This is a genomic window from Marinobacter sp. (assembly GCF_041984545.1).
In the GTDB taxonomy this organism is placed as follows: Bacteria; Pseudomonadota; Gammaproteobacteria; order Pseudomonadales; family Oleiphilaceae; genus Marinobacter.
In genome coordinates, this window is the sequence record NZ_JBHIXV010000070.1 from 1 (window position 1) to 680 (window position 680).

At 63.1% G+C, this 680-nt stretch carries 2 protein-coding genes; both read right to left on the reverse strand.

Annotation, left to right across the window (positions count from 1 at the left end):
• Positions 1-239, reverse strand: a 239-nt coding sequence (locus tag ACFC20_RS17500; RefSeq protein ID WP_375194100.1) for an N-6 DNA methylase, incomplete at its 3' end; no start/stop codon positions are given.
• 51 nt (positions 240-290) lie between these two features.
• The coding region (locus ACFC20_RS17505; protein WP_375194101.1) for a type I restriction-modification system subunit M N-terminal domain-containing protein at positions 291-680 on the reverse strand (390 nt) is incomplete at its 5' end.

Consider the following 680-nt stretch of genomic DNA (forward strand, 5'->3'; position numbering starts at 1 on the left):
TCGTGCCGGACGAAGCTGGCGTCCTCCACACCGTGCAGCAGCATGTTGGTGACGCAGAGCATGTGCGGCAGCGGCTTCTTTTCGACGGCGCGCAGACCGGACTGCATGAGCGCCTCGTCCTCGGGGCGCTTCACGTGCTTGTCGCGCATGTGACGGATCGAGCAGGTGAGGAAGCCGCCGGTGCCGCAGGCGGGGTCAAACAGGACCTCACCGGGCTTTGGATCGATTCGGTCCACCATGAAGGCGGTGACGGCGCGGGGGGTGTAGTACTCGCCCGAGTTGCCGGCCGACTATAGGTCGTTCAAAAGCTGCTCGTAGACATCCCCGAAATGCTGGCGCTCGGACAGGTCGTTGAAGTCGACGTCGTTGATCTTGTTGACCACCTGCCGCAGCAGTTGGCCGGACTTCATGTAGTTGAAGGCATCCTCGAACACGTCGCGCACCACGACGCGGCGGTCACCCCTCTGGCCGGTCGGCTGGAGGCCCTTCATGGCCGGGAAAAGCTCGTCGTTTACGAAGTTGAGCAAGGCTTCGCCTGTCAGGCCCTCGGGATCGGCGGCCCAGGTGCGCCACTGGAAGGCTCCTGGCACAGGCGACTGGTAGCCCGGCTGCATGAGCTCCAGTTCCTGATCCTGATCGTCGATGATCTTCAGGAAGAACAGCCAGCACAGCTGGCTGAT